The organism is Amycolatopsis sp. NPDC059021 (assembly GCF_042739895.1).
Classification (GTDB): Bacteria; Actinomycetota; Actinomycetes; order Mycobacteriales; family Pseudonocardiaceae; genus Amycolatopsis.
This window is the reverse complement of record NZ_JBHYIQ010000014.1, coordinates 8,799-30,887: the sequence shown is the minus strand read 5'-3', so window position 1 is coordinate 30,887 and position 22,089 is coordinate 8,799. Positions and strand designations below refer to the sequence as shown.

The window sequence follows — 22,089 nt, the reverse complement described above, 5'->3', positions numbered from 1 at the left end:
AGATATCAGTGCTGCCGCGCGGGGCCCCGGCGAGGCCGTCGCCGGAACCATGGAGTCCACAGTGGACACCGAACCGACGTCGGTGCGGGACTGTGGGAACCCCCGGACCCGCGTACCGCCCGTTGTGCGTTCCGGCGGCAGCCGCTAACGTCCACTCAGCCCTCCGTCCGCCGCGGTCCGTGCCCGGCCAGCGGTGTTCGGGCAGCGAGACGGTGACGCCCGACAGGGGACGGACTTCAGATGTGCCTGCCGGAGCTCGGATTCGACGCGGCGCCGAGGCTGGTCTTCCGCCGCGACGCCCATCACGTGGTGACCGGGCACGGCGTCTACGTGCTCGTCCGCGGCGGGGGCATCCGGCTCGACGGCGCGGAGGCGGGGCAGTGGCTCGCCTGGCTCGTGCCGCTGCTCGACGGCAGCCGCACGCTCGCCGACCTGGCCGCGCCGCTGACGCCGCCACGTCGCGAGTACCTCGCCGAACTGGTGCGGACGCTGGTCGCCGCGGGTGCGGTCCAGGAGATCAGGCGCGAACCGGTGTGCGAGCGGATCATCTCGTTCCTCGGCTACTACCTGAGCACGCCGGCGCGGGTGCCCGCGCGGTACCAGGACGGGCCGTTGACCGTCGCGGGTGGCGGCCCGTTGTGCGCGGCGATCGTCCACGCGGCGCGACGGTCCGGCCTGCGCGCGGTCCGCCCGGTCGGCACCGCGGACGAGGCGGCGCTGGCGGAGGCGTTGCGCGGCAGTGAATTCGCCCTCCACATTCCCGGGCAACCGCGGCTCGCCGAGACCGTGCGGCTGGAACGGCTGTGTGCCGAGGCAGGCGTGCCACTGGTCCAGCTCGCGGTGCACCGGGACGAGGCGTGGCTGACGGCTCCCGGCCCGCCGCCGGTTTCCCTGGCGGGCGCCTGGCGCCGCCACACCGCGATCACCGGCGGGATGCCGGACGGGCCGTCGGGCGAACCGGACGCCGCGACCATGGCCGTCCTGACGAGCCGGGCGATGCTGACCGTGCTCCGCCACCGCACCAGAGGCGGCCCTGCGCCGGGCGGTGAACTTCTCCGGATCCGGCTGGACACCCTCGACGAGACCCGGCACGCCGTGCTCGCGCACCCGTTCACCCGGCCGGCCGTCGCGGAGAGCGCTGACGAGTTCCTGGCGCGTGTCACGCGGTTGGCGTCGGCCGAGCCGTTGCCGGAGGAGGAGTTCACCGGCCGGATCGCGCGCCTCGTGGATCCTCGCTTCGGGGTGCTGGACGAACTCGGGTCACGTCCCGCCGCCTTGACGGGGCTGGCCCGCCACGGGATCTCGACGGTCGATCCGCGACGGCTGCTGGATCACACCGGCGCTCCGCTGCTGCCCGCCGACGCCGATCCGGACACCGCGCTGCGGGAACTGCGTGCCGACGAGGCTCACGTATGGGGCTATGCCTTGAAAAGCGGCGAGGCCGTACTGGTCCGCGCGGACCGGGTATTCTCCGCGTTCTCTTCCAGCGTACCGGAAGCTGTCGGGGCGGTCGCCGGGCGCGAGTGGACGTCGGCCGTGGCCGAAGGATTGCTTGCTCACTGCGGCCCCACGGCGAGCGTGTCCGACGTGCCGTTCCTCGTCGACGCGCTGGCCGCGCGCGGATACCGGCCAACCGTCGTCCCGCTCGATCACGATCCGGCCGTGCACCGGCTGTTCCCCGCCGTGGTCCGCGTCCTGCTGGACCGGCGACACGATGGCTAGCGGTGCCAGCGGATCGGGAGGCTCTTCAAGCCGTTCTGGAAGTTGGATCGCAGCCGCACCGGCTCGCCCGCCAATTCGACCTCGCCCAGCACGTCCAGCACCGCCTCGAACATCGCCCGCATCTGCACCCGCGCCAGCTGAGCACCGAGGCAGAAATGCGGCCCGTGCCCGAAGGTGAGGTGATCGTTCGGGGCGCGCGCGATGTCGAAGCGATCGGGGTCGGCGAACACCGTCTCGTCCCGGTTAGCCGAGGAGAACCAGACCACGACCTTGTCCCCGGCCCGAATGTCCACATCGGACAGCCGGACGTCCTGCGTAGCGGTACGGCGAAAGTGCATAACCGGCGTCCACCAGCGGAGCATTTCCTCCACAGCACCGGGCAGCAGCGACCGGTCGGCCAGTAAAGCGCGGTACTGCGAGTGGTTCGACAGCAGCGCGAGCATTCCACCGGGCAGACCATTGCGCAGTGTTTCGTTGCCTGCCACGGAAAACAGCCAGAAGAGATTCTCGAACTCGGCGATCGAAACCCGGCCACCCTCGTCGTCGACGTGCCGCATGAGATTGCTCATCACGTCGTCGCCGGGATTTTCGCGTTTGTACTCGCCGAGCGCGGTCGCGTAGGCGTAGAGATCCGGCATGCCCTCACGAGTGCGTGGGTCCGGCATCGCGCCGTCCGGGCCGGGTATGGGCCGGACAGCCAGCGCCGCTCGCGCGAGATCGGTGACCTCGTCCGCGCGCACGGTCGAGCTGACCGCGTATTCGGCGTCCTGGTAGCCGATCACGCGGTTGCTCCAGTCGTACATCAGCCGCCGGTCCTGCTCGGGCACGCCGAACACCTCGGCGAGCGTGAGCAGCGGCAGATCCGCGGCGATCTTGGCGAAGTCGCACTCGCCGGTGTCGGCGACCGCGCCGACGAGGTCGCGCGCCCACCCGTGGATCCGGTCGGTCAGCTTGGCGACGGCACGCGGCGTGAACGCCTTCGTCAGCAGCCCGCGCAGCCGCGCGTGCTCCGGCGGATCCATGTTGAGCATCATCCGGCGGACGTACGTCAGGTCCTCCGGCGTCGCGGGGTCACGGATCTGCGTGCCGCCGAGCTGCGAGGAGAACACCGCCGGATCGCGCAGCACCCGCCGCACGTCCGCGTGCCGCAGCACCGCCCAGAACCCGTCCAGCCAGACGACCGGCGATTCGCGGCGCAGCCGGGCGAGCAGGTCGTGGGGGACACCCGTGACATAGGTGTCCGGATCGGTGATCGCCTCGATGCGCACGGCCCCGACCCTAGCCGGTCACCACCCGCAGACAGGGTCGCGAATGGCGCATTGGGGGCGTTCAGCGCCGTCAATGTCCCCTTCGCGACCCTTGCCGGTTCAGCGGGAGGCTACTCACCGTGCGAGCGCCACGGCTTGGGCGACGCGGCTGGCCTGTGACCCCGGTCTGCGGAAAGATCCCTGCCGTGGACACGACGACGCGGCCGGAAGTACTGCTGTTGCACGGGCTCGGCGCGACCGGCGCCGTCTGGGACGGCCTCGGCGCACTGCTCGACCGGCCGTGGTCCGCGCCCGACCTGCCGGGACACGGTGGCGCGCCGCGGCTGCCGCGGTACTCGTTCGGCGGTATGGCGGCGGCGGTGGCCGATCGGCTGCCGGGCACCGGCCCGCTGGTCGTCGTCGGTCATTCGCTGGGCGGGGTGGTCGCGCTCGCGCTGGCCACCGGCTGGTTCGGCGTCGAGGTCGCCGGGGTGGTCGCGGTCGGCGTGAAGGTCGAATGGAGCGACGACGACTTGGCGAAGGCCGCGGCGATGGCCGCGCGGCCGCCCAGGGTTTTCGAGACCCGCGAGGACGCCGAGCGTGGCTACCTGAAGGTGTCCGGCTTGCTGGGCCTGACCGCCGCGGACCCGGCGGGGCTCGTCGAGTCGGCGGACGGCTGGCGCCTCGCGCTGGACCCGGCCGCGTTCGCCGTCGGCAGGCCGGACATGCGCGGCCTGCTCGGCGCCGCGCGCTGCCCGGTGCTCCTGGCCGCCGGCGAGCACGATCCGATGAGCGGGATCGGCCAGCTGCGTGCGCTGGCAGCGAATTCCGTCGTGTTGCCCGGTCTCGGGCACAACGCGCACGTCGAGGATCCGGCGGCGCTGCTTCCACTGCTCGGCCGTGTCGCCGATGGGCTGTCCGGCGCGGCGACGTAAAGCCTGCCGCGTCCCAAGGTTTTCTTTCCCTCAATAGTCCATAAAGGACTATTTGCAATTGTGACCGTTCTCTCCGGGGCGATCAAGGTCGATTGGTTGCGTCAGGCAAATAATTTGCTTAGCCTTACTAATCGAATCGAACGGAGGTCTGTCTCGGTGCGGCGCAAGACGTATTCGATCGCGGAACTGGGGCCGCGGTACAAGTGGATCGCGCTGTCCAACACGACGTTGGGCATGCTCATCGCCACCATCAACTCGTCCATCGTCCTGATCGCCCTCCCCGACATCTTCAAGGGCATCGGCATCAACCCCCTGGAACCGTCGAACACCAGCTACCTGCTGTGGATGATCATGGGATTCCTTGTGGTCACCGCGGTGCTGGTGGTCAGTTTCGGCAGGCTGGGGGACATGTACGGCCGGGCCCGGATGTACAACATGGGCTTCGCCGTCTTCACTTTCTCGTCGATCATGCTGGCGATCACCTGGTTCGACGGCGACGCGGCCGCGCTGTGGCTGATCGGCTGGCGGATCGTGCAGGGCGTCGGCGGCGCGTTCCTGATGGCGAACTCGTCGGCGATCCTGACCGACGCCTTCCCGACGAACCAGCGCGGCCTGGCGCTGGGCATCAACGGCGTCGCGGCGATCGCGGGCTCGTTCATCGGCCTGGTCGTCGGCGGGGTGCTCGCGCCGATCGACTGGAACCTGATCTTCCTGGTGTCCGTGCCGTTCGGCGTGATCGGCACGGTCTGGGCGTACCTGAAGCTGCACGACACCGGCATCAGCAAGCACGGCCGGATGGACTGGTGGGGCAACATCACCTTCGCCGTCGGCCTGATCGCGGTGCTGGTCGGTATCACCTACGGCATCCAGCCCTACGGCAGCTCGCCGACCGGCTGGGGGAGCCCGTTCGTGCTGAGCTGCCTGATCGGCGGCGTCGCGGTGCTGATCGGGTTCGTGGTCATCGAAACGAAGGTCGAGAACCCGCTGTTCCGGCTCTCGCTGTTCCGCATCCGCTCGTTCAGCCTCGGCAACCTGGCGAACTTCACCGCGTCGCTGGGCCGGGGCGGGCTGCAGTTCGTGCTGATCATCTGGCTGCAGGGGATCTGGCTGCCACAGCACGGCTACACCTTCGAACAGACGCCGCTGTGGGCAGGCATCTACATGCTGCCCATGACGGTCGGGTTCCTGGTGTCGGCCCCGCTGTCCGGCGCGCTGTCCGACCGGATCGGCAGCAGGCTGCTGGCCTTCGGCGGCCTGGCGCTGACCGCGGTCACCTTCGGCCTGCTGATCATCCTGCCGGTGGACTTCGACTACTGGGCCTTCGCGGCGATCCTGCTGCTCAACGGCATCGGCATGGGCATGTTCGCCTCGCCGAACCGCCTCGAGGTGATGAACAGCCTGCCCGCCGACGCGCGGGGCTCCGGCGCCGGGATGATGACGACGTTCCAGAACGCGGCGATGGTGCTGTCCATCGGGTTCTTCTTCAGCCTGATCATCGCCGGCCTGTCGAGCAGCCTGCCGGGCGCGATGAGCCAGGGCCTGACCGCACACGGCGTCCCCGCCGCGTCGGCCGACCAACTGGCCCACCTGCCCGCGGTCGCGGTGCTGTTCGCGGCCTTCCTCGGCTACAACCCGATCCAGCAACTGCTGGGCGATCAGCTGCACAACCTGCCGCCGGAGCAGGCGAGCTTCCTCACCGGCCGCAGCTTCTTCCCGAACCTGATCTCCGAGCCGTTCTCGCAGGGCCTCGCGGTGGCCTTCGGCTTCGCCATCGCCGTCTGTGTCATCGGCGCCGTGGCCTCGCTGTTCACCAAGGGCAAGCCACCCACCGGGGCCGACCGCGAGCCGGTCGGCGAGGAACTGGCCGCGGTGGCCGGGGAAGCGGGCGGCGGACCGAGCGAACTGGTCGCCCCGGTCAGCGACCGACGCTGAGCATGGTGCGGCTGGGCCGTGCTCCTGGAACACTGCGGTTATGAGCAGCCAGGAGCGCGGCCCCGCGCCGTTCGACCGTATCGGTTCCCGCTACGACGAGTCCTGGTCCGATCGTGAGCCCCAGCGCGCCGCCGGTGCCTGGCTGGCTTCCCGGCTGCCACCGGGTGGCCGGGTGCTCGACCTCGGCTGCGGCAGCGGTGACCCGATCGTCCGCGAACTGAGCGAAGCCGGGTTCGAGGCCGTCGGCGTCGACGAATCCGCCGTCATGCTCGACCTGGCGCGGGCCAACGCTCCCCAGGCGACTTTCCACCAACGTGATCTCCGGGTGCTGGACGGCCTCGGCGAATTCGACGCCGTCACCGCGTTCTTCTCGCTGCTCATGCTGCCGAAGGCCACGATCGCCGAGGTACTCGCCGACGTCCGGACCCGCCTGCGCGGGCCACGCCTGCTGGTGCTCGGCATGGTGCGAGGCGACTTCGACGCGCTTCCGCTCGAGTTCCTCGACGTTCCGCTGGCGGTGACCGCTTACCCGGACGACGAACTGTCCGCGGTGGTGACCGCCGCCGGTTACCGGGTACTCGAACTGCGCGAGGCCGACGCGGTGGCAGGCGACCGGCCCGAAACCCACCAATACCTCTACGCCACAGCCGGATAGCTGATCCGCGGCCCATTCAGAATGGTGAATTCTGGGCCGAACGGAGCAATTGTGAAAGAGTAAGTAACAGATCACCCCTGCGCTCGATAGCAAGATCGTGAGGTCCGCGTGAAGGCGGGCCGATAGTCGATCGTGGAGGTGCGGACAGCTTCGGGGAGGGAAGCTGCCAGGCTGTTTTCCGCGGCGGGTCGCCGCGGCTTCACTGTCAATTGCCGAGCGCTTCCGAGCCGGACGTGATGTCCGGCAGTGGAAGCGTGTCCATTTGTGCCGACCCCGTCGTGATTCGCGGCCGGGGAATCTCGTTTTGCTCAATTGTCCCACGAATCACCTGAGGGGATTTCATGCGTCAGCGGCGTTCTCTGCCCAGAGCCGCGGCTCTGTGTTCCGTGCTCACCGTCGCGTTGGGGTCGGCGGTGGCCGTGTCCACGGTGAACGTGGCTGTCGCGGCGGACTCGGTCACCTGCCGGGAAAGCGCTTCGGTCTTCTACACCAGACCCGACACCTACCTGGATCTCGACCACCACAACGAACCGGAGACCGGGGTCGATTCCTGGACCGGGCGCTCGACCATCGGCTACACCTGGAGCGGACGCACACTGGCCGGGCCCGACGGCCGCCTCTACCTCGTCGGGGAGGACGGCAAGGTCACCAGGCAGCGCAGGCTGGCGAACTCATGGGAGAACGACGGCGTCGGCCAGGTCATCGCGACCGGCTGGTACGGCTGGAATCTGCCCCAGATGCGCAACCGCATCACCGTCGACACCGCGGGCGACTTCTACTGGTCGCATGACAACATCCTCGGCTGGCTGCGCTACGACGAGGCCACCAAGACCTGGACCGACCGGCTCATCGACACGGGCTGGACACCGGAAAAGTACGACCTGATAGTCGCGGCCGGTTACGGTGTCTTCTACGCCAGGACACCCGCGGGCGACTTGTACCGCTTCCACTACGACGCGGCGAGCCAGCGCTGGGTGGAGTACGCGAAGCAGGTCGGAAACGGCGGCTGGCAGAACTTCGCCACGATCGCCTCTCCCGGCGGGGACATTCTCTACACACTCGACAAGAACACCGGCCAGTTGAAGTGGTACCGCTACCTCGGCGGTGGAGTGTGGGCGGACAACAGTTCGAGGGTGGTGACCGCCGTCTCCGCCGACTGGCAAGTGGCTATCACCTCCGACGACTGCAAACTGGTCAATCCCGGTCAGCCGCAGCGGCCCGCCGTGCCGTCCCGGACGGCTCCGCCGAGCTTCGTCACCGAGGGAACCGGCGGAAAACTGCAGCACTTCTACATCGATGACTTCGGCAGGCTGATCCACGGCAGGCAGCGTTCGGACGACATCACCGTCGTCGAATTCACCCTGGTGCCGGGTTACCAGCAGTTCTCCGGTATTCCCAGCGCTTTCCGCGCCGACGACGACAGCCTGCTGGTGGCCGCGCTCGGCCAGGACAGCGAAACCCGGACGAGCACCCAGGTCGTGAACACGACCAAGTGGTCTTCGCTGGCCGGCTTCGGGGGCTGGACGCCGGGACCGGCGAGCCTGGTGAAACGGGACAAACTCGGCTACGCCTTCGCGGTCGACGCCGCGGGCAAGCTGTGGGCACGCGCGCAGGACGCGAACACCAAGCAGTTCCTGCCCTGGGCGGCGCTGCCCTCGGCCGGGCTCACCCCGGACATCACCGTGGTCGCCCAGCCCGACGGGATCGACGTCCTCGCCAGGACGACGAGCGGCACCTACACCAAGGCCACCTACCTCGACGGCACGCTCGGTCCGTGGCTCACCGTCCCCGGGACGGGCTGGACGAAGAACACCGCCGCGGTCGCCAACCCGGACAAGAACCTCCAGGTCTTCGCCACCCAGCCGGACGGCGTCGTCGTCACCCAGCGGGAGATGAGCGACGGCTTCACCGGTACGTGGAAGCCGCTGCCCGGCGTGACCGCCACCGGCGCCCCGGCCGCAGCGGTCGACACCGCGGGCATCGTGCACGTGGCGGTCCGGGCGAGCGACGGCTTCGTCTACGTCACCGAGCAGTCGGCCCCGGGCAGCACGGCCTACCGCACCTGGGAACGCCTGAAGGACTCGCGGACCGGTGTGTCGTACCCGTCGGTCACCGACCCCGCGATGACGGCCAGGACCGGTGGCGGTGTCGCCGTCACCTTCCGCGACGCCGACGGCACTTCGTACGCCTACGGAACCGGTACGCCACCGGCGGTCGCGGCACGCTCGGCGGCCGCCGCGGAACGCACGGTCTTCATCGGCGGCCCGCTGCCGAAGCCCCATCTCTGACGATTCTCCGTGGCGCGGTCGTGTGTCCCGGTTCCCCCGGCCGCACGACCGCGCGTGACGCCCCCGGCTCCTTTCGACGGATTCCCTTCCGCTGACTGACTTCCAGGTGGTCCCGATGTTTTCTCGTCAGGCTTTCCCGGCCCGCGTGCGCAGGATGTTCACGCGCCCGGTGCTCGTCGTGGTGCTGCTGGCGCTCGTCGCCGGAGTGATCGGTCCCGCGGCCCGCTACGAGACGCCCGGTTGGGGCGACGACGCGGCACGGCTGGCGGAAGCCATGGCGAAATCGCCCAAGCAGCAAGGGGGAAAGGCGTCGGGACAGCAGGACGATGCGGGAGGCGCGCCGAACGTCGCCGGCCCGAAATCACTGCAGTCGAAGTACGCCCCGATCGCGGCCGGGACGGAAAACGCGCGCGCCAACCGGGTCAAGGTCGAGACGCCGCCGTCGCGGTCGACCGGCTTCGACGAGAAGACCAGCAAGGAACTGCCGGAGCGGCGTACGCCCACCGAGCGGACCTACGCCAACACCGACGGCACCCACACCACCGAGTTCAGCCAGGACCCGATCAACTACCGGACGCCGAACGGTGAGTACAAGCCGATCGACACCACCGTCGTGCCGAAGGAGAACGGCGCTGGATGGCGGAACTCGGGGGACAGCGTCGGTGTGGGATTCGGCGCCACGGCCACTCCGGACGCGCTGGTGGACGTGACGCTCGACGAGCAGCACGGGTTCGGCTTCGGCGTCGCCGACACGGCCAGGTCGGCGGGGGCGACGGCAGGCAGCAGCGTCGTCTATCGCGGGGTCCGCGAAGCCTCCGACGTCCGCTTCGACGTCGTGCCCGGCGGGGTCAAGGAAACCCTGGTCCTCACCACTCCGCAGGCTCCGGCGGTATGGGAGTTCCCGCTGCGGATCAAGGGACTTCGACCGTCGCTTGTGGACGGTCGCGTGGTACTGAGCGATGACGCGGGGAAGGAGCGCGCGCACATCCCGCCGGGGTTCATGACCGACGCCGCCCGGAATCCGGAAACCGGCGAGCCCGCGCTTTCCCGTGGCGTGACCTACCGGCTCGTGGAGCGGGGCGGCCGGACCGTCCTGCGAGTGGAGCTCGACGCGGCCTGGCTGCGCGACCCGGCACGCAAGTACCCGGTCGAGGTGGACCCCAGCGTCGACACGACCGCGTCGAACGGCGGCACGGTGTTCCAGACCGGGGCCAGGCTCGACGGCTCCACCGAGCTGAAGGCAGGGACGACCGGTTCCCTGCGGGCCGCCAGCTATCTGTCGTTCGGCGGGGTCGAGGACCGGCTGCGCAACCACAAGATCCTCGGCGCGCAGCTCACGCTGAAGAACACCTGGTCGTGGTCCTGTCAGCCGCGTCCGCTGACGGTGCACGGCGTCGCCGCGCCGTGGAACACCGCGAGTGCCTATCCGGGGCCCGATTACGGGCCCGCACTGACCGAGGCGTCGTTCGCGCGCGGTTACATCGGCCTGTACCAGCACGCGTCCAGCTGTCCGTCCACAACGGAACTGATCCCGCTCGGTGAGGCGGGCCGTGATCTGGTGCAGCGCTGGGTCACCGGCGAGCGCCCCAACTACGGGCTGACGATCCGCGCTTCGGAGACGGACCCGTACGGCTGGAAGAAGTTCACCGGGCACGCCACCGCGAATCCGCCGCGGTTGTTCGTCACCCACACCGCCTACGACGCCGAGTACCGCGTCGAGCGGGGTGTTCCCGAACCGCCGGTGACGCGTACCCAGGGCGGCAAGGTCCGGATCACCGTGACGAACCGGGGCGCGGAAACCTGGCGCGCCGCGGACTACGCGCTCGGGTACCGGGGCTTCACGGCCGCGGGGGCGCCGGTCGCCTCGCAGGAGGCCGCGAGCCTGCCGCGTGACGTGCCTCGCGGGGATTCGGTCACGCTGGACGCGACGATCGGCGCGATCGAACCGGGGGACTACCTCTTCGACTTCAGCATGCTGCGCCGGGGCGGTCCGTGGTTCACCGACGAGCAGGTCCCGCCGACCCGCCTGGTGATGACGGTCTTCGACATTCCGCCGATCGTGAAGGCGCAGTATCCGCCGAACGGGTACTCCGCGCAGACGCTGACTCCCCAGCTGTGGGTGGACGCCGTCGACGTCGACGCCCCGGTTTCCTCGGCGCTGAAATACCGCTTCGAGGTCTGCGAAAACTACAAGCAGCAGCCGGACGGCACGCTGACCGGAGTGTCCTGTGTGGACTCCGGCTACGTGGACAAGCGGACGTGGACCGTCCCCGTCGGGGCCCTGCGGTGGAGCAAGGACTACCAGTGGCGGGCCTTTGCCTACGACGGCCATTCGGAAAGCGAGAAGCTCACCCCGAGTCACCTGCTCACCGCGGTACCCCAGCCGGAGATCACGTCGCATCTGGCCAACGCTCCCTACAGCGGGGCACAGCGTGACTTCGATCCCCAGACCGGCAATTACTTCTCGAGCGCCATCGACGCGGCGCTCCAGGTGACCGGCCCCGAGTTGTCCATCGCACGGACGTACAACAGCCTGGACCCCCGCCGGGATCTGCTGTTCGGCCCCGGCTGGTCGACGCGGTACGACATGAAGGTCGTTCCCGACGAAGACGGTTCGGGCAACGTCGTGGTGACCTATCCCGACGGACAGCAGGTCCGCTTCGGCCGCAACCACGACGGCTCCTTCGCCGCGCCTCCGGGGCGCCAGGCCAACTTCCGCATCGAGGTCGAGGCGAACGGTGGCGGCTGGGTGCTCACCGACAAGGCCTCGACGTTCTACCGGTTCCGGACCGACGGACGGCTCATCGCGGTGTACGACCAGGCCGGGCACTACATCGAGCTCGACTACGGCTCCCCGGAGCACCTCAAGCGGATCATCAGCCGCACGAGCGACCGAGTCCTGAACTTCAAATGGACCGGCAACCACGTGACGTCCGTGCTGACCGATCCGATCGACGGCAAGCAGCTCACCTGGAACTACAGCTACGACGGGGACCGGCTGACCAAGGTCTGCGATCCCAACGGCGGCTGCACCGGCTACGACTACGTCGCGGGGTCGCACTACCGGAGTTCGGTCGTGGATTCGCGTCCGTCCTCGTACTGGCGGTTCGGCGAGACGAACGGCACGGTCGCGGCGAGCCAGAACGGTCTCAAGCTCGGCAAGGACAACGGGACGTACAAGGACGTCGGGCTCGGGCAGCCCGGCCCGCTCGCGAACGGTGCGGACACCGCCGCGTCGTTCAACGGCACGTCCTCGGTGGTCACCCTGCCGGACGGTCTGGTGCGCAAGAACCGGGATCTCGCCGTCGAAATGTGGTTCAAGACCACGCAGGGCGGCCCGCTGTTCGGCTATCAGAAGGCGCCGATCGGCGACACGCCCACCGGCGCCGTACCGGTGCTCTACGTCGGCACCGACGGCAAGCTCCGCGGACAGTTCTGGAACGGGACGGCGGCGCCGATCACCTCGGCGGAGGCCGTCAACAACGACCAGTGGCATCACGTGGTGCTCTCCGGGTCGCTTGCGACGCAGACGCTGTACCTGGACGGCCAGAAGGTCGGCAGCGCCGACGGTGAGATCGCGCACGACGACGTCGTCTACAACCAGATCGGCGCCGCCTACACCGTGCCGCCGTCGGCCTGGCCGGCGTGGGGCACCGAGCCGCGCCGGTTCTTCTCCGGCCAGATCGACGAGGTGGCCTTCTACGAGTACCCGGTCGGGCCGACCACCGCGCAGGCGCATTTCCAGGCCAGGGCGGGTGCCGACTACCTCTCGAAGATCACACTGCCGAGCGGCCGCGTCGCCGCGCGGATGTCGTACGACACGGTGGCCGACCGGCTGGCCGAAATGACCGACCGCAACGGCGGTCACTGGAAGCTCGGTGTCCCGGTGGTGACCGGTACCGAGGGCAACCTGATCCGGTCGACCCAGGTCTCCGATCCGGGGAACCGCCCCCACTTCTACGACTACGACCCGATGCGCGGCCGGATCCTGCGGTACGTGGCGCCACTGGGGCAAGGCCTCCGGCCGGAGGACCGCCGTGACACCACCGGAGCGCCCGCGCCACCGGAAAAGCCGTGTGATCCGTCGGTGCCGCCCAAACCGGGCGAGCCGTCCTATTGCGGCGGGCCGGTCAACGGCGGCGGCCCCTGGGTGGGTGGCCCGGTCACCGGCCTCGGCGTGCGGACCTACGACTACGACGACAAGGGCTTCCAGACCACCATCGGTGACGAACTCGGAAACGTGCTGGTGCTCACCAACGACGAGCGCGGCAACGTCGTCGCGCGCAAGTCGTGCCGCGTCGCGCCGGGGGACTGCCAGACCAGTTACTACAGCTACTACCTGAACTCAGCGGACGTCACCGACGCCCGCAACGACAAACTGCTGTCGTCACGGGACGCGCGTTCGAGCGGACCGGGCGACACAAGGTATGCCACGACGTACACCTACACCGATCTGGGCGTGCGTGGCCTTCCCCAGACCAAGACGACGCCCGACGGCGCGGTGATCCGGTACAAGTACACGGAAAGCAGCGATGCCGCGGTCGGCGGGGGAAACACACCGGCGGGACTGATCGCGCTCGTCACCGATCCCCGGGGCGGTGAAACGCGGTATTCGTACTTCCGCAACGGCGACCTCGCGCAGGTCGTCGATCCGGCCGGGCTGACCACGACCTACACCTACGACGTTTTCGGCAGGCGGCTGACCGAGACCAAGAAGAGCGACGCGAACCCAGGCGGTTTGACGACGTCGTACACGTATGACGCGTTTTCCCACCAGACCTCGGTCACGAGTCCCGGCGCCGTCAACCCGCTCGACGGCGTCACGCACACCGCGCAGACCGTGTCCGGCTACGACCCCGACGGCAACCTCGTCCGCGCGGAGTCGAAGGACCTGACCGGTGGCGATGCCGCACGGGTCACGACCTACGCGTACGACAACTTCGGCCGCCGCAGCCAAGTGACCGACGCCGAGGGCGGCAACACCTTCTACGGCTACGACACCTTCGGCAACAAGACGTGGATGGTCGATCCCGGCGGGAACAAGTACGAATACGGCTACACGGCGCGGAACGCGCTGGCCGAGGTGCGGCTGCGTGCCTGGCACGGACAGGCCACGGACCCGTCCACCGGCGCCGGGGACAAGGACGGCGAAGGCGATACCTCCGCGCTGCCGACCCTGGTACTCGACTCCTACGGGTACGACCTCGCGGGGCGCCGGATCCGGCACACCGACGCGATGGGCCGGACCACCAAGTACCAGTATTTCGACGACGGCAAACTCTGGCGGACCACGGCCCGTGACGTGCGTGATCCGTTCGAACCGAACGCCGCGAAGCGCGATGTCAGGCTCGAGGAACTCACTTACGACGCCGCGGGCAACGTCGTCAAAAAGGCCACGCCGGGCGGGTTGGTCACCACGTACGAGTACGACGCCGCGGGCCGTGGTGTCGCGCGGACGGCGGATCCGGACGGGCTCGCCAACCGTGTCGAGTGGACATACGGGCCGGGTGGCGACGTCACCGGGACGCGGCACACCGGCACCAGCTCGAACAGCTCCCGTCTGGACGCCGGCCGTGTCGAGACCGTCGAGTACGGCTACGACATCGCGGGCCGTCAGACGAGTTCGTCGGTGGTGAACGGTTCTTCGGGCAAGCTCACCACCAGCTACACCTACGACCAGCGTGGTCTCGTCACCTCGGTGACGGCGCCCCGCGGCAATGCCGGCGGTGCCGACCCCGCGCAGTTCACCACGAACTTCGAATACGACAAGTTCGGGCTGACCAGCTCGGTCATCGCCCCGCCCGCCGCGGCGGAAAGTGGTGGCGGACAAGCGGTCCAGACCCGCGCTCGCGTGACGACCGGGTACAACACCTTCGGCGAGCCGACCGCGAAGCGGGACGCGAACGGAAACGTGAGCGGCGTGGTCTACGACCGCGTCGGCCGGGTCGTCGAGCAGGCCTCGCCTGGCTATCGCAAGCCGGGCGAGAGCGCGGCGGCGAAGGCGATCACCAAGACGCGTTACGACGCGCTGGGCAACGTCCTGTCGGTGACCAACCCGGTGGGCGCGACGACGCGTTACCGCTACGACCAGCTCAGCCGGCTGATGGAGCGCATCGATCCGAAACCCGACGCCGGTGATCAGCCGGGCGGTGTCTGGAGCTACACCTACACGACGGCGGGCGAGCAACTGTCCGAAATGGACCCGACGGGGGCCAGGACGGAGGCGACCTACGACGATCTGGGCCGCCAGGTCACCGCGACGAAGCTCGAGCGGCGTCCGGAACCGGCGGCGTTCACGACCCAGCTCCGCTACGACGACGCGGGCAACCTCGTTTCGGCCCTGTCCCCGACGGGGGAGATGACCAGGCACGAGTACGACGTGCTCGGCCAGCGAATCTCGTCCACGGAGCCAGCGGGAGTGGTGACCAAACAGGGTTACGACCTGTCCGGGAACCAGGTCCGGACCTCCGACGGTCTCGGCCGCACGACCTACTTGAGCTTCGACGGTGCGGGCCGCAACACGGCCGCCTACTCGCTTTCGCCGGATGAGCACATCCTGCGCAAGACGTCGGCGAGCTACGACCCGGACGGCAACAAGGTCTCGGTGACCGACGCGCTCCTGCGGACCACGAAGTTCACCTACGACAACCGCGGGCAACTCGTGCAGCAGCAGGAGCCCGTTTCGGATTCGGCCGCCATCACGACCTCGTTCGGCTACGACGCGGCCGGAAACCGCACCCGCAGCACGGACGGCCGTGGCAACCCCACGATCCAGACCTACAACGCCTTGGGGTTGCCGGAGTCGGTCATCGAACCCGGGACCGCTGCTCACCCGAATCCCGCCGACCGCACCTGGACGACGTCCTACGACCTCAACGGCCAGGCCCTGACTCTCCAGGCTCCAGGTGGCGTCACGCGTCAGCGGACCGTCGATGCGCTGGGACGGTTGACACTGGAGACGGGCAGCGGTTGGGCCGAACCGACGACAGAGCGCAAACGCCGCTTCGACCCGGTGGGACGGCTGCTGGCCGTGAACACGTCCACCGGCGAGGAAACCTTCACCTACAACGACCGCGGCGATCTGCTGACCAGTACTGGGCCGGTCACGGGAACGTCGACCTACAGCTACGACGCGGCCGGGCGGCTGACCCAGCGCGTCGATGGTGCGGGTACGGCGATCTTCTCGTACACCCAGGGCAGACTGGCGACCCAGCAGGACGGGCTGACCGGCGTCAAGCAGACGGTCGGCTACGACGGCGCCGGTGCGACGGCGTCGGTCGACTACGGTTCCGGCCGGACGCGGACGTACTCCTACGACGACCTCGGCCGCCAGACCGGCGACGTGATCAAGGGCTCCGATGGCGCATCGCTGGCGTCGATGACCTACGGCTATGACGCCAACGACCGGCTCACGAGCAAGAAGACGACCGGGTACGCCGGAGCAGGCGACAACGCTTACGGCTATGACTACGCCGGGCGTCTGACGTCGTGGACCGCGGGCGGCAAGACCGTCGAGTACGGCTGGGACGCCTCGGGCAACCGGGTCAAGGCGGGGGACAAGACCGCGACGTTCGACGAGCGGAACCGTCAGCTGACCGACGGTGCGGACACCCTGCGGTGGAGCCCGCGCGGCACCCTGGAATCTCGTGGGGGCGTCGCGTTCGGCTTCGACGCGTTCGACCGCGCTGTCAAACAGGGCGGCGTCTCGTTCTCGTACGACGGCCTGGACCGGACCTCGGGCCGCAACGGCAAGACGTTCTCCTACGACGGCCAGAGCCTGAACCTGACCTCGGACGGCACGTCGAACTTCTCGCGGTCGGCGGGCGGCGACCTGCTTGCTCAGCGTCCGGGCGGCGGCTCGGGCCAGCTGGCCCTCACCGACCGGCACTCCGACGTCGTGGGCGGCCTGGATCCCGCTGCGAGTGCTCTGACAGGCTCGGCGAGCTTCGATCCCTTCGGCGCGAAGACGGGATCTTCGGGGACGACGTCACCGCTGGGCTTCCAGTCAGACTACACCGACCCGGACACCGGCTCGGTCGACATGGGCGCGCGGTGGTATACGCCCGGTACGGGGACGTTCAGTGCCCGGGACGGCATCTCGTTGCCGGTGAGCCCGTCGGTGGCCTCGAACCGCTACACCTACGGAAACGCGTCGCCGACCAACGGAATTGACCCCGACGGCCATCGCACTGTGTGCGCGCGTCAATGGTGGGCCCAAATATTGTGTGAAGCCCTTGAAGAAGCCATGAAAACAAAGCCGAAGCTTCCGAAAGGTCCGGAACTGCCACGGTTTCGGTGGCCTCGCCCGTACGATCCAACGCCCCCACAAACCGGACGGGGTGGCTACAGCACCGATGGGTGGGGCAGCAGTGACCGCAGCTGGAACCCCTCATGGCGTCCCGAAAGGCCGGACGGAGGGCTAGGACCGGTACCAGGACCATGGCCAGGCATGGGCCCCGCGCCAGGCCCTCGTGGTGGCCCCGGCTTCGTGCCTCGTGGTTGGCGTGGTCGTGGAGGGGGCAATGTGTGGCGGCCCGCGCCGCCTCCGCCTCCACCGCCGGGTATCAAGGCTCGGGCGGATGCGAAGCGGAAGGCCGAGACGGTCGCCGATCCGATCCCCGCCGGCGCCCAGCGCCTGTACTACCCGGGACCGATCGTGTCGTCGTCGCCCAGCGTTCCGGCACAGGTTGTCGCCGACACTCAGACGGGCTTGCAGGACCTGTCGAGGATCTACGAGGAGTTCGCGAAGAAGGTCGTGGACCCGGCCAAGCCGGTCATCCAGAACGCCGAACCGCTGGCACCTTCGCCGCTACTCCCGACGCAGGTAACCGCCTGGGACAACTGCGGTGGAGGCGTCGTCCGCGACGACTTCAACGGCGGAACCCGGACCACAGCCTTCGCGTGTTCGACTCTTCCGTCGAAAGAGTCGGAGGCGCCTGAGGTCGTCGGCCCAACTCCGCGTGGGTTCTCGGACGCGAAGGACTTTTCCAATTTCGCAAGCGCGCTCAACGCTGGTCTGGCAGGGGCTGGCTACACCGATGCGCAAGCTGTGTTTCAGGGAAGTTCGGTCACTGGGTTCAGTTATAAGAAGGGTGAACCATTTGATGTCGGGCGTGTGAGCGATTTCGATATTGCGATAGCCAGTGCATCGGCTCTCGAGCGCGCTCGTGGCCTCGGTTTCAAACTTCGGTCGGGTAAGACGAGAACGGGTCCACTGAGTGAGCGGGAGCTGGGTGCGCTTGGCTTGTATGACCTCGCTGAAACATTGAGTAGACGAGCCGGTCGTGAGGTGCACTTCATGGTCTATGGGTCCTTGGAGCTTGCGCTCAATCGCGGCCCGAGCATAATAGTGCCGTGACAGTAAACAGGTTCGATCTGTACGGAACTCGGCGGTTGGATGTCGAGGAGGCGAGAACGCTTGTGTCGGACGTCATTGACGTCGAACTTCGCCTTCACGACAGTTCCTATCAGGGTGAGTATTACGGTGGCAGGGACTCGGGCGGGCGAAAGATCCGGGTCAAGGTGCACGGCAAGGACGATGAAGGATACCTGGATGAAGAGGATTTCCCTGACTACAAGACATTGATATACATTAGCGGTGCGGCAAGTGAAGACTTTCCGGTCCTTGCTGGAATGGACGATATATTTCTGTTGCGAACCGATTTTCACTGATGAAGTACGGGGTTAACGGTTCCCGATTGGTGGCAGATCTCAGAAACCGAACGTGGCTCGTTCGATCTTGACCGGCTTGGCCGGGAGACCGTCGAGCGGGCCGCGTTCGCTCGGGATGATCCCGGCCGCCACGATCCGGTCCAGCACGTCCATGCCTCGCACGACGCGCCCCATCACCGAGTAGTTAGCCGGGATGTGCGCGAACGAGTGGACGATGAAGAACTCGCTGCCGTTCGTCCCCGCGCCCTGGTTGCCCATCGCGATGGTGCCGCGCGGGTAGGTTTCCGTCCCCGAGACCTCGTCCGGGAACTTGTAGCCGGGGCCGCCCTTTTCGACCTCGTAGATGTCGCCGCACTGCAAGACCCCGAGGCGTGACGAGTTCGTCAGGCGCCAGCACTGCGAGTGGTCGTAGAAGCGCTGGAGTACCAGGCTCGCGAGGTTGTGGACCGCGCACGGTGCCGCGCCGGCGCGGTCGAGCCGCACCGTCACCGGGCCGTAGTTGAAGCGGAACGTCACCTCGACGCTGCCGCGCGTCAGGGCGAAGGGCAGCGGACGCAGTACCGGGCGTGCCGCCGGATTCTCGGGCGTCGGGGTGAAGGAACACCGCGTGACAGGGAAGCCCCCGGACGCGGGAGCCGCCGAAGCGACGGCGGGTGCCACCAAGGTGGCCAGTAACGAGACGACGGCAGCGAGACCCCAGCGCAGCTTCATGACCCGCAAAGTTAGCGGGTCACGGACTACTTGCGCCAGGCCGTGCGGCGCTTGCGGATGTCCAGGATCAGCAGCAGCACGATGAACGCGGCGAGCCCGACCAGCCAGACGTTCTCGGTGTTGTTCTCGTGGTTGCCCTTGAGCATCAGCAGCAGGATGACCGCGCTCACCCAGCCGGCGATCCGGGTGGCCCTCGGGAACTGGCCGTGCCAGCCCCACGCCGCCGACGGCTCGTCGCGCGGGTCGACCTCGGGCCGCTTCTCGACCGCCTTGCTCACCACGATCAAACTCCTTGAGACCCGGACCAACACGTACACCCGAATGATCCCACACCGGGCCGGGCGCCACCGACACGACCCGGGCGATAATGGCCCGCGATGACTACTTCGCGAAGTGTGCTCGTGCTCGGCTCGACCGGGTCCATCGGTGTCCAGGCCCTCGACGTCGCGGCCCGCAACCCGGCGTTGTTCCGGGTCGCCGGGATCGCCGCCGGAGGCTCGGATCCCCAGGCGCTCGCGGCGCAGGCGCTCGCGCACGAGGTCGACGCGGTCGCTGTGACCAAACCCACCGTGGTCGAGGACCTGCAGCTCGCGCTGTACGCGGAGGCGCAGAAGCGCGGCTACTCGCGCGGCGAGTTCCGGATCCCGCGGATCTTCGCCGGGGCCGGCGCGGTGACCGAGCTCATCGACGCCGTGCAGGTCGACGTCGTGCTCAACGCGCTGCCCGGGTCCCAGGGGCTCGAGCCGACGCTGCGGGCGCTCGCCACCGGCGCCACGCTCGCGCTCGCCAACAAGGAGTCGCTCATCGCGGGCGGTCCGCTCGTGCTCGCTGCCGCCAAGCCCGGCCAGCTGGTGCCGGTGGACTCCGAGCACTCGGCCATCGCGCAGGCCCTGCGCTCCGGCCGGGACGCCGAGGTCGCGCGGCTCGTGCTGACCGCGTCCGGCGGCCCGTTCCGCGGGCGCACCCGTGCCGAGCTGGCGGACGTCACCGTCGAGCAGGCGATGGCGCATCCGACCTGGTCGATGGGGCCGCTGATCACGATCAACTCGGCCACGCTGGTCAACAAGGGTCTCGAGCTGATCGAGGCGACGCTGCTGTTCGGCATCCCGGCCGAGAAGATCGACGTGACCGTCCACCCGCAGTCCATCGTGCACTCGATGGTGACCTTTGTGGACGGTTCCACGATCGCCCAGGCCAGCCCGCCCGACATGCGGCTGCCGATCGCGCTTGCCCTGCACTGGCCGGACCGCGTCCCCGGCGCCGCCCCGGCCTGCACCTGGGACAAGGCCGCGAGCTGGACCTTCGAGCCACTCGACGACGACGCCTTCCCCGCCGTGCGGCTGGCCCGCCACGCGGGGGAGCTGGGTGGTTGCGTCCCGGCGGTCTACAACGCGGCGAACGAGGAACTGGTGGCCGCCTTCCTGGCGCAGAACACCGGCTTCACCTCGATCGTGGACACTGTTTCCGAGGTGGTGGAAGCCGCCGACGAATGGCGTCGCGAGCCACGCGACGTCGAAGATGTACTCGCGGCCGAGCGCTGGGCTCGCGCGCGTGCCGGATCGATGATCGGTAAGGGGAAGTAGCGCGGTGGCCTATATCGTCGGGGTGGTGCTGTTCGCGCTCGGGATCTGTATCTCCGTGGCGCTGCACGAGGCCGGTCACATGTGGACGGCGAAGGCCTTCGGAATGAAGGTCCGCCGGTACTTCGTGGGCTTCGGGCCCACGGTGTTCTCGTTCCGCCGTGGCGAGACCGAGTACGGGCTGAAGTGGATTCCGCTGGGCGGCTTCTGCGATATCGCCGGGATGACCGCGATGGACGAGGTCACGCCGGAGGAGTCCAAGCGGGCGATGTGGCAGTTCAAGACCTGGAAGCGCACGGTCGTGATGTGCGCCGGGTCGGTCATGCACTTCATCCTCGGGTTCGTGGTGCTCTACCTGATGGCGGTCACCATGGGCCTGCCGAACCTGCACCCGAACACGGACCCGGTCATCTCGTCGACCTCGTGCGCGCGGGCGGCCACCACGACCGACCAGGTCAACAACGGCAAGTGCGCGCCGGCCGACCCGGTGCCCGCGGCCGCCGCCGGGCTGCTGCCGGGCGACAAGGTGCTGTCGGTCGGCGGGAAACCGACCCCGACCTGGACCGACATGCTCAACACCGTCCAGGCCTCGAGTGGCCCCACGGCGTTCCAGATCCTGCGGAACGGGCAGACCCTGAACCTGACCGTGGACGTGCCCAGGGTGCAGCGGCTGACCAGCGACGGGAAGGTCCGCGACGTCGGGATGATCGGCGCATCGCCGGTCAACCCGCCCGGCCTGATCAGCTACGGCCCCGTCGACGCGGTCGGCAAGACCGTGAGCTTCACCGGCACGATGTTCTCCGAGACCGCGAAGCGCCTGGTCGAGTTCCCGCAGCGCATCCCGGCGGTGGTCAACTCGATCTTCGGTGGCGAGCGGGACCCGAACACCCCGGTCAGCGTCGTCGGCGCGAGCCGCATCGGCGGCGAGGCGGTGGAACGCGGGCTGTGGCCGCTGTTCTTCTTCCTCCTGGCCAGCTTCAACTTCTTCATCGGCGTGTTCAACCTGCTGCCGCTGCTGCCGCTGGACGGCGGGCACATCGCGATCGTCTGGTACGAGCGCGTCCGCGACTGGCTCCGCAAGCTGCGGGGCAAGGCCGCGGGCGGGCCGGTCGACTACACGAAGCTGTCGGCGGTGACGCTCGTGCTCGTCGTCATCGGCGGCGGGATCACGCTGCTCACCGTGACCGCCGACATCGTCAACCCGGTCCGTTTGCAGTAGTCCCGCGCACCGGTCGGGTCGTGGCCCGGGGGGGGGGGCCCCCCCCCGCCGGGAAACTGGGGCGTATAAAAAAAAGACGCGGGCCGCGCCCAAGGACATTTTTTTATAGGGGGTGGGGGGGGGAATAA

The 22,089-nt window shown here is 68.6% G+C and carries 12 protein-coding genes; 9 read left to right on the top strand and 3 right to left on the bottom strand.

What is annotated here, in order from left to right; translation table 11 throughout:
- Positions 1-240 precede the first annotated feature (240 nt).
- Positions 241-1,722, top strand: coding sequence for a hypothetical protein (locus ACFWX1_RS10885; protein WP_378386080.1), 1,482 nt, complete (start codon positions 241-243; stop codon positions 1,720-1,722).
- Here ACFWX1_RS10885 and ACFWX1_RS10880 read toward each other — a convergent pair.
- Positions 1,719-2,990: a cytochrome P450 gene (locus ACFWX1_RS10880; RefSeq protein WP_378386078.1), complete on the bottom strand. Its 1,272-nt coding sequence runs from the start codon at positions 2,988-2,990 to the stop codon at positions 1,719-1,721. The two genes, ACFWX1_RS10885 and ACFWX1_RS10880, sit on opposite strands and share 4 nt — an antisense overlap.
- A gap of 185 nt (positions 2,991-3,175) precedes the next feature.
- Here ACFWX1_RS10880 and ACFWX1_RS10875 point away from each other — a divergent pair, with 185 nt between their 5' ends.
- The 6 genes from ACFWX1_RS10875 (at position 3,176) to ACFWX1_RS10850 (ending at position 18,451) form a co-directional block, all read left to right on the top strand.
- Positions 3,176-3,904 carry an alpha/beta fold hydrolase gene (locus tag ACFWX1_RS10875; RefSeq protein WP_378386077.1) on the top strand — a complete coding sequence of 243 codons (729 nt, stop codon included), beginning with the start codon at positions 3,176-3,178 and terminating at the stop codon, positions 3,902-3,904.
- Positions 3,905-4,138: 234 nt separating this feature from the next.
- Entirely contained in the window at positions 4,139-5,836 is a 1,698-nt protein-coding gene (locus ACFWX1_RS10870) for an MFS transporter (protein ID WP_378386279.1), read from the top strand.
- A 40-nt stretch (positions 5,837-5,876) separates the two neighbouring features.
- Positions 5,877-6,491, top strand: coding sequence for a class I SAM-dependent methyltransferase (locus ACFWX1_RS10865; RefSeq protein WP_378386075.1), 615 nt, complete (start codon positions 5,877-5,879; stop codon positions 6,489-6,491).
- 341 nt (positions 6,492-6,832) lie between these two features.
- A complete protein-coding gene (locus tag ACFWX1_RS10860; protein ID WP_378386073.1) occupies positions 6,833-8,779 on the top strand; it encodes a tachylectin-related carbohydrate-binding protein in 1,947 nt (648 codons plus the stop codon).
- Positions 8,780-8,894: 115 nt separating this feature from the next.
- Positions 8,895-18,137 (top strand): LamG-like jellyroll fold domain-containing protein, encoded by a 9,243-nt coding sequence (locus ACFWX1_RS10855; protein WP_378386071.1) that lies wholly within the window; start codon positions 8,895-8,897, stop codon positions 18,135-18,137.
- The gene (locus ACFWX1_RS10850) at positions 18,134-18,451 is read left to right on the top strand and encodes a hypothetical protein (RefSeq protein ID WP_378386069.1); all 318 of its coding nucleotides are present in this window, start codon (positions 18,134-18,136) and stop codon (positions 18,449-18,451) included. The genes ACFWX1_RS10855 and ACFWX1_RS10850 overlap by 4 nt, the downstream gene beginning before the upstream one ends.
- 39 nt (positions 18,452-18,490) lie before the next feature.
- Here ACFWX1_RS10850 and ACFWX1_RS10845 read toward each other — a convergent pair whose 3' ends face one another.
- A complete protein-coding gene (locus ACFWX1_RS10845; protein WP_378386067.1) occupies positions 18,491-19,162 on the bottom strand; it encodes a peptidylprolyl isomerase in 672 nt (223 codons plus the stop codon).
- Positions 19,163-19,188: 26 nt separating this feature from the next.
- Entirely contained in the window at positions 19,189-19,443 is a 255-nt protein-coding gene (locus ACFWX1_RS10840) for a DUF2631 domain-containing protein (RefSeq protein ID WP_378386065.1), read from the bottom strand.
- A gap of 96 nt (positions 19,444-19,539) precedes the next feature.
- On the opposite strand from ACFWX1_RS10840, the gene dxr reads away from it, so the two are divergent.
- Both dxr and ACFWX1_RS10830 read left to right on the top strand, forming a co-directional pair.
- On the top strand, positions 19,540-20,745 hold the full coding sequence (gene dxr / locus ACFWX1_RS10835) for a 1-deoxy-D-xylulose-5-phosphate reductoisomerase (RefSeq protein WP_378386063.1): 1,206 nt from the start codon (positions 19,540-19,542) through the stop codon (positions 20,743-20,745).
- 4 nt (positions 20,746-20,749) lie between these two features.
- The gene (locus ACFWX1_RS10830; protein WP_378386061.1) at positions 20,750-21,961 is read left to right on the top strand and encodes a M50 family metallopeptidase; all 1,212 of its coding nucleotides are present in this window, start codon (positions 20,750-20,752) and stop codon (positions 21,959-21,961) included.
- Positions 21,962-22,089 lie beyond the last annotated feature (128 nt).